The sequence below is a fragment of the Siculibacillus lacustris genome (assembly GCF_004328075.1).
In the GTDB taxonomy this organism is placed as follows: Bacteria; Pseudomonadota; Alphaproteobacteria; order Rhizobiales; family Ancalomicrobiaceae; genus Siculibacillus; species Siculibacillus lacustris.
This window is the reverse complement of the sequence record NZ_SJFN01000017.1, coordinates 150,156-156,724: the sequence shown is the minus strand read 5'-3', so window position 1 is coordinate 156,724 and position 6,569 is coordinate 150,156. Positions and strand designations below refer to the sequence as shown.

Annotated in this window: 6 protein-coding genes and 1 pseudogene; 3 read left to right on the top strand and 4 right to left on the bottom strand. The window is 67.8% G+C overall.

Annotated elements, in window-relative coordinates; all coding sequences use genetic code 11:
- Positions 1–155: pseudogene (locus tag EYW49_RS12970) on the top strand (IS256 family transposase); the annotation flags it as partial.
- A gap of 100 nt (positions 156–255) precedes the next feature.
- Here the strand turns inward: EYW49_RS12970 and EYW49_RS12965 are convergent.
- Both EYW49_RS12965 and EYW49_RS12960 read right to left on the bottom strand, forming a co-directional pair.
- Positions 256–606 carry a hypothetical protein gene (locus tag EYW49_RS12965; RefSeq protein ID WP_131310002.1) on the bottom strand — a complete coding sequence of 117 codons (351 nt, stop codon included), beginning with the start codon at positions 604–606 and terminating at the stop codon, positions 256–258.
- Between the two features lie 485 nt (positions 607–1,091).
- Positions 1,092–2,336 carry a YbjN domain-containing protein gene (locus tag EYW49_RS12960; RefSeq protein WP_131310001.1) on the bottom strand — a complete coding sequence of 415 codons (1,245 nt, stop codon included), beginning with the start codon at positions 2,334–2,336 and terminating at the stop codon, positions 1,092–1,094.
- Between the two features lie 599 nt (positions 2,337–2,935).
- Between EYW49_RS12960 and EYW49_RS12955 the strand changes: the two genes are divergently transcribed.
- A complete protein-coding gene (locus EYW49_RS12955) occupies positions 2,936–3,484 on the top strand; it encodes a hypothetical protein (protein ID WP_131310000.1) in 549 nt (182 codons plus the stop codon).
- Between the two features lie 99 nt (positions 3,485–3,583).
- Here EYW49_RS12955 and EYW49_RS12950 read toward each other — a convergent pair whose 3' ends face one another.
- Positions 3,584–4,051: a DUF1203 domain-containing protein gene (locus EYW49_RS12950; RefSeq protein WP_131309999.1), complete on the bottom strand. Its 468-nt coding sequence runs from the start codon at positions 4,049–4,051 to the stop codon at positions 3,584–3,586.
- A 120-nt stretch (positions 4,052–4,171) separates the two neighbouring features.
- Positions 4,172–5,155 carry a carcinine hydrolase/isopenicillin-N N-acyltransferase family protein gene (locus EYW49_RS12945; protein WP_131309998.1) on the bottom strand — a complete coding sequence of 328 codons (984 nt, stop codon included), beginning with the start codon at positions 5,153–5,155 and terminating at the stop codon, positions 4,172–4,174.
- A gap of 423 nt (positions 5,156–5,578) precedes the next feature.
- On the opposite strand from EYW49_RS12945, the gene EYW49_RS12940 reads away from it, so the two are divergent.
- Positions 5,579–6,517, top strand: coding sequence for an AEC family transporter (locus tag EYW49_RS12940; RefSeq protein WP_131309997.1), 939 nt, complete (start codon positions 5,579–5,581; stop codon positions 6,515–6,517).
- Positions 6,518–6,569: the final 52 nt, after the last annotated feature.

Sequence of the window (6,569 nt, the reverse complement as noted above, 5' to 3'; positions counted from 1 at the left end):
CCAACGAAGATGCCATCGTCCGGTTGGTCGGGGCGATCCTGCTCGAACAGAACGACGAATGGGCCGTCCAACGCTCCCGCTACATGACGCTGGAAACGATCGCCGCCATCGACGATGATCCTGCCGTCCTCGGCCTGCCGAACATGGCGGCCTGAGGACGCCGCCCATATCGGCGCGCCCGCTGGCCACCGGTCAGCTACACCACCTCTCGGGACACGATCACGCTACGGCTCGGAGTGAGAGCCAAATACGACTTCACGTCCGACATCTGGATGACCGCCGGCCTGGCTTGGGGGCATCGTTGAATCGGGGGCGTACCGGCTCGATCTCCGCCTCGCTGCCGCAGATTTTGAACGTGTCGGTGCCGGCTTCGTCCCCCGCCGCGGATTGGGCCGAGGCCTCGGCCGCTCTGCGCCTGCCCTTGGGAACGAACATCGCCGCCGAAGGCAAAGTCGTCGCCACCATCCCGACCGTAGGGGCGACCAGTTGGCAGACTAGACTGGGGTTCACCGTCGCGTTCTGATCGGTGTCGAACTTGCGAGAAAGCCGATCAACTTGCGTCAGATCGGCACCTCGGCAAAAAATCGTGCGCCGAAAATCCGTCATGCCAATCCAACAATCGAATCTGGCGTACGATTAGGCACATCGGCCATCGCAGAGTTGCGGGTCCGTTCTGGCTTTTTCTGGTCAGATCACTTTACCCCTGGTTGTTCTGCAAGGGGTAAAGCGAGAACCGGGAAAAGCACCAAACCTATTGTCTTGCGTCTGTTCGTGAATTCACTTTTGCCGCGGGGCGTCCGTGAAACCGGCAGCAGGCCGGTCGGCCACGAGCCTCGGGCAGCGTGTCGTCATACCGGTCGACGTCCCCGGTGCGAGCAGGGCGGCGGCAGCACTGCGACGGGTCACCGCGAACCGGCGTGCCGGCCGGCGGTCGTCGCCCCCCCGTGCTGCGCGGGGCGCGCGCGGGAGCGCCAGCGAGCCGAGGGGAAGGCGGAGGGCTCCCGCGCAAGTGCCGCGATTTGGGCACGAGCGACCCGCCGCCCCCCGCCGAGCGGTCGGTGAAGGGGCGGAGGATCGGCCTGATCGGGCCTTCACTTCTTGGCGACGAACGCCTTGAAGTCACCGATCATGTCGACCCAACGGGCGATGTCGGAGTCGAGGTTGGCGCGCATCACCCCTCCACGCAGATTGATGTCGAAGTTCAGGTTGGGATCGCCGTCCTTGTCGAGATAGGCCTTGCCCCAGCGTTTGGTCCGATTCCACTCGTTGATCCGCTCCGGCGACGGTTTGGCGTCGGTTTCGAAGCCGTGATAGAGCTCGATCGACAGGCAATCCGTGCCCTTTTCGCAGCCGTAGAACGACATCGTCCATCCCGCGCCTTTCGAGCGGACCTTGATGGTCGGATCGCCGTTCTTGTCCTTCGACACGGTGGCCTCGCCGTAGGCGCGAGCGATCGCGGCGATCGCTTCGGCGTCGGCGCCGGTGAGGGTGCCGGAGCCGGCGGGGGGCGAGGTGACGGGCGCAGGGGCCTTGGCGACGGGGGACGCCGCAGGGGCAGCCGCCGGTGCGGGCTCAGCCTTGGGGGCTTCCACCGTCTTCAGGGCGACGCCGCTGCCCTCCGCCGCCGCCACCGCGTATTTCGCCATGTCGACGACCGCGGTCGCATATTTCGCCGGGCCGGGGCCACAGTATTTGGCCTTGTCCTTGCCGAAGTTCGCCACGCCCGCCTCGACCATGGCGTCGATGTCCTTGTCGCTCAGCTCGGACTTCGGTTGCAGCGCGTTGACGTTGTCGACGATGGTGCGAACCGTGGCGGGATCGGCGGTGAAGTCGCAGAGCTTGCCGATCGCCAGGATCGCCACATAGCCGCCGATCCCGGCCTGCGCCTTCTCCTTCACCGGATTGGCCGCGGCATCGGGCGGGAAGGACGAGAGCGGGCGTTTCGACGGCGGGATCGGGGCCTGCTCGACCCCGGCCTTGGTCGCCGCGGCCAGCGACTCCTTCGCCATTTCGGCGATCATCGCGTTGAACTTGTCCGGGCCCCATACACAGCTCTCGGCCTCGTGACCGCTCAGTTGCTTGGCGTTTGCCGCCGTCATGGCCTCGACCGTACCGGCGGGAACCGCCAACTTGGTCACCAGCGCCCGGATGTTGCCATCGAGCACCGCCGCGATCGGCTTTTCGATCTCGAACTTGCAGGCGCCGGCGAAGGCCGTGATCATCGTATAGCCGCCGAGCGCCGCGGCGCCCAGCTCGCTCGGGGTTTCGGCGCGAACCGCCGATGCCGCCATCGAGCCGACGAGAATGGAACCGCTCACCAGTGCTGCGAACTTCATCGTGCCCCTCCCACTCGATTTCTTGGTTTTCCAATTTCCGAAATGTCCTGGTATCTACGTATTTCAAACTAACACTGAGATGGGAACGCGTCTTCCTCGCCTGAGGTATTTTTTCGACCGCCGAACCCTTTCATCAGCAGAACGCCGAGCCGAAATCATTCTTTCTCCACAGCTGACCCGAGGATTCCGGCCTCGGCCGGCTGAGACGCGGGGCTTACGGCAGACACCATCGCAGAGTTGCGGGACCGTTCTGGTTCTTCAGGTCAGATCGCTTTACCGCGTGTTGTGCCGCAAGGGGTAAAGCCAGAACCTGATCGGACGACAAATCTAGGAGCTCGCTTCTGTTCGCCGTTTTACCCGAGGGCAGGCCGGCGGCGTCTCTGGACCGGGGTCGGCTCGCGTCGCGCGAGAGGGTGTTCGGTCGCGGCTTCCGGCGCATTTCGTCGGGAAACGCCCCGCTCGCGGCCGGATCGTGCGGCGGCTCGAACGCCGGCCGCACCAAGCCGACCGCCCGCGGCGGCGCGACGAATTGGCCCGTGACGGCGGACCCTCGCCGTCGTAGGAGTTGTGCCTCGAAACCCTTACACGAGGAAAGTACGGTGCGTGTCCCCGCTTTCGGCCTGGCGGCCGTCGCGCTCGTCCTGTCCGCGCCCGTGGCGAAGGCGACCGACGACACCCGGTGCGCCGCCTTCTCGGAGCAGTTTCGCTCGGAGATCACGACCTCGGACGTGAAGCGCTTCATGTCCGACACGACCTATCGGAGTTATTCCGACGGCCACGGCAATCAGATCGAATATGCGACGCCGGGCGGGCGCGTCTTCCTGTGGTATCCGGGCAACCGGGTGATCCTTCCGGGGCACTGGAAAGTCGTTCACGAACCGATCCGGGTTCCGACGCAGGGGATCGACTGTCGCGCCCCGAAGCTCGTGCAGCTGTGTTTTCAATACGGCGCCGAAACCTACAATCCCGTGACGGGAAGCCGGGGGCTGGCATGGGAATGCCAGCCGTTCGAACTCTTCCGGAAGACCCGCGTGGAAGTGGTTCGCGGGGACCCGTTGGGCCTCGCGTCGATGAAACAACCTCCCTTCGTTCTGCCGCGAAACGACCGCCCGATTGCGGCGGTGGAGGCGCAGCTGCGAAATCGCTGACGCCGGGGATCGGCGCGCCTTCGCGATCCGTCGGGAGACCGCATGCCCGGTCGCGTCGTCGCCGCGCCGCTGCGACGCCGAAACGGCGCTCGGGCGCGCTCACACCCGATCGATCCGCCCCGAATAGCAGCCGCGTTTGGCGTTGTGAACGTGGAGGTAGGTCGCCGCCGGGTTCTCGAACAGCCGGGCGATCAGCGGCTCGAGGTCGCGGCCGTCGACCACGTCGGCGTCGACGATCATCGCCTCGGCGTCGAAGGCCCGGACCGACAGGAGACGCGTGCGCATCACCTCGGGCACCTCGCCGATCCGGTCGTAGCGCGCCTCGGCGCCTTCGCGCACATAGATCGCGTGGCTGCCGCGATAGGGCGAATCCGCCGGCTGGTAGAGGTGATTGAGCAGCAGCAGGGTCTCGCCGGCGGCCGCCTCGCGCATTTCGATGCGGTCGGGATAGCCCGGGCCCTCCGTCGCGACGACGCGGCGGATGGCGCGCCGCGCCAGTTCGGCCTCCGGCAGGCCCCACAGCGGGCGGAATTCGTCGGGGGAAAGGCCGGTGATGCGGAAGGTCATGGGCGTCGCTCCTCTTGCGATGAGCGGCGAGCTTCGCCGCTCCGGGCCTCCGCCGGCCACCCGATTCCGGACGGTCGGCCGACATCCGTCTCGGCAAGCCCCCATCCGCTTCCGGGAGCGTCAGAGAACCGTGAGGGCCGTCGCCGGCCCCGTCGCCTCGAAGCCCTGGGCGATCAGGCGCCCGCTCGCGGCATTGGCCATCACCGACAGGCGGGTTTCGTCGTGGAGGATCGGCGCCGCGAGCCACTTCATCGACCAGTCGGGCGGCCGCCGGGCGAGGGCGAGCATGTCGGCGCGGCGCTGCCGGCTGCTGCGATTGCGCGGCCGTCCGGTCGGGCCGTCGGGGCTCGCCCAGTGGTTGGCGGCGGCCGGTTCGGCACAGACATGGGCGCGGTTCTGCGTGCGCTCGATGGTGATCGCCTCGCCCGGGCGCGCACCGGCGACGGTGAAGATGGTCGGAATGCAGATCGGCATGGTCCGCAGCAAACTCACGGCGTCGTCGAAGGACGCGCATCGATCGAAGACCAGGCGCAGGAGATGGCTCGGCGGCAGGGCGGTCGATCGACCGACGTGCCAGCGCGCCGTCGGCCAGCCGACCGCCTTGCCCCACGGCGTCGGCAGCGGCGGCTGGTTGATCGCCGCGGCGAACCGCCCCGGCGCACAGGCGGTCAGGACGCCGACATGGCCGGGCCAGGTCAGGCTGACATAGGGGCCGGCGGGTCCGGCGCACCGCGTGGCGACCACGGCGCGGCCGAGGCCGTCGAACGGCCAGTCGAGCACCCGCAGCAGGGTCGGCCCGCCGAGCGCGGGGTCGGCGACCACGCCGGTGGTGCAGCCCCATTCATAGGAGTGGTTGAGCAGAAAGGCGCCCGGCCGGCCCAGGACCCGGTCGACCTGGGAAATCGCGCCCTCGTAGGGGCTGGCGACGCGCCGCGCCCATCGGCGCGAAAGTGCGTCGGCCACCCGGACGCCCAGCGGCGTATAGGTCCGACGCGCCGACGCCAGCAGGAGGTCGAGCTTTTCGGGCGCGTGGCGCAGGGCGGCCAGGGCCGGTTCCTCGCCGGGGAGGGGGACGATGAAGGGGATCGGATCGAGGTGGGTCATGAGGGCGGTGTCCCGAAAGCCGCGAGGGTTCGCTAGACCCATCGATAGCACGAAATGAACGTTGTTCAAAAAGAAAATTGAACGACGTTCAAAATCGAGGCGCGCGACAGCCGCGAGGGGGGGGCGGGAGCAAAGGCGCCGCCGGAGCGACGCGGCCGTTCTGCGCCGGCCGGCGATAAAGACGGCCGGAAGGATCGACGTTCGCGCTTCCCTTCGATCGGATCGCCGGGGATCGATGCGAGATCGGAGGGCGTAGCCATGCGTGCCGCGCATGGGGCTCGGCCGCCGGAGCTGGAGCTGCGCCATAATTGCGACTAAAGTCGTAGGCTCTTGGGACCCTTGCGTGATCTCCCGCGCCCTGCGCTCGGTATAGATCGTCCTGATAGACCTCGCCCTCGGGCGGCCGATGACCCGAGCGAGCCCATGCTGTCGATTCTGGCGATCACCTTTCCGATCTTCCTGCTGATCCTGGTCGGCTGGGGCGCGACCATCTCGGGCATCACCTCGGCGGCCAACATTCGCGGCATCGGCGTCTTCGTCATCCGCCTGGCCCTGCCGGCGATGCTGTTCCGGGCGCTGTCGCAGCGGCCGATCCTGGCATTGCTCGATTGGAACTATCTCGGCGTCTATGTCGCCGGTTCGCTGTTCGCCTTCGGCTTCGTGTTCCTGTCGGCGCGGGTCTTCGCCAAGCGCGACGTCGCCGACGCGGCGATGATGGGGCTCGGTTCGTCGTCCTCCAACAGCGGCTTCATCGGCTTTCCGATCGCCGTGATGGTGGTCGGCCCCGATGCCCTGGTCGCGCTGTCGCTGACCCTGATCGTCGAGAATCTGGTGATGATCCCGATCGGCCTCGGGCTGGCCGAGAGCGGCCGCCGGGCGGGCGAGCCGATCCACCGCATCCTGCTGTTCGTGCTGCGCCGCCTCACCCGCAATCCGATGATCCTCGGCATCCTCGCCGGCTGTGCCGCCTCGGCCACCGGCTGGCTGCCGCCGGCGCCGCTCCAGCGGGCGATCGATCTGCTCGCCGACGCCTCGACCGCCGCGGCGCTGTTCGCGATCGGCGGCGCGCTGGCGAGCCTGCGCCTGTCGACCGTCGGTTGGGACATCGGCGGCATCGTCTCGGGGAAGCTGCTGCTGCACCCGCTCGCCGTCGGTCTGGCGCTGCTGGTCCTGCCGGCGCCGGCGATCGCCCATCAGCAGGCGATGCTAATCTTCGCCGCCTCGCCGATGCTGTCGGTCTATGCGCTCCTGTCGCAGACCTACGGCCACGAGAAGCGCGCCGCAGCGGCCCTGCTCGGCGCAACCTCGCTGTCCTTCCTCACCCTGACCCTGCTGGTCGGCTGGCTGCACGCGCCGTTCTGATCCCGGCGCGACGCCGTCGTCGAATCGTCGCGGAACCTGCGGCACATTGCCG

Coding starts and splice junctions, on each gene's coding strand:
- EYW49_RS12940 (WP_131309997.1), top strand. CDS start 5,579: ATGCTGTCGATTCTGGCGATCACCTTTCCGATCTTCCTGCTGATCCTG.
- EYW49_RS12960 (WP_131310001.1), bottom strand. CDS start 2,336: ATGAAGTTCGCAGCACTGGTGAGCGGTTCCATTCTCGTCGGCTCGATG.
- EYW49_RS12945 (WP_131309998.1), bottom strand. CDS start 5,155: ATGACCCACCTCGATCCGATCCCCTTCATCGTCCCCCTCCCCGGCGAG.
- EYW49_RS12965 (WP_131310002.1), bottom strand. CDS start 606: ATGACGGATTTTCGGCGCACGATTTTTTGCCGAGGTGCCGATCTGACG.
- EYW49_RS12950 (WP_131309999.1), bottom strand. CDS start 4,051: ATGACCTTCCGCATCACCGGCCTTTCCCCCGACGAATTCCGCCCGCTG.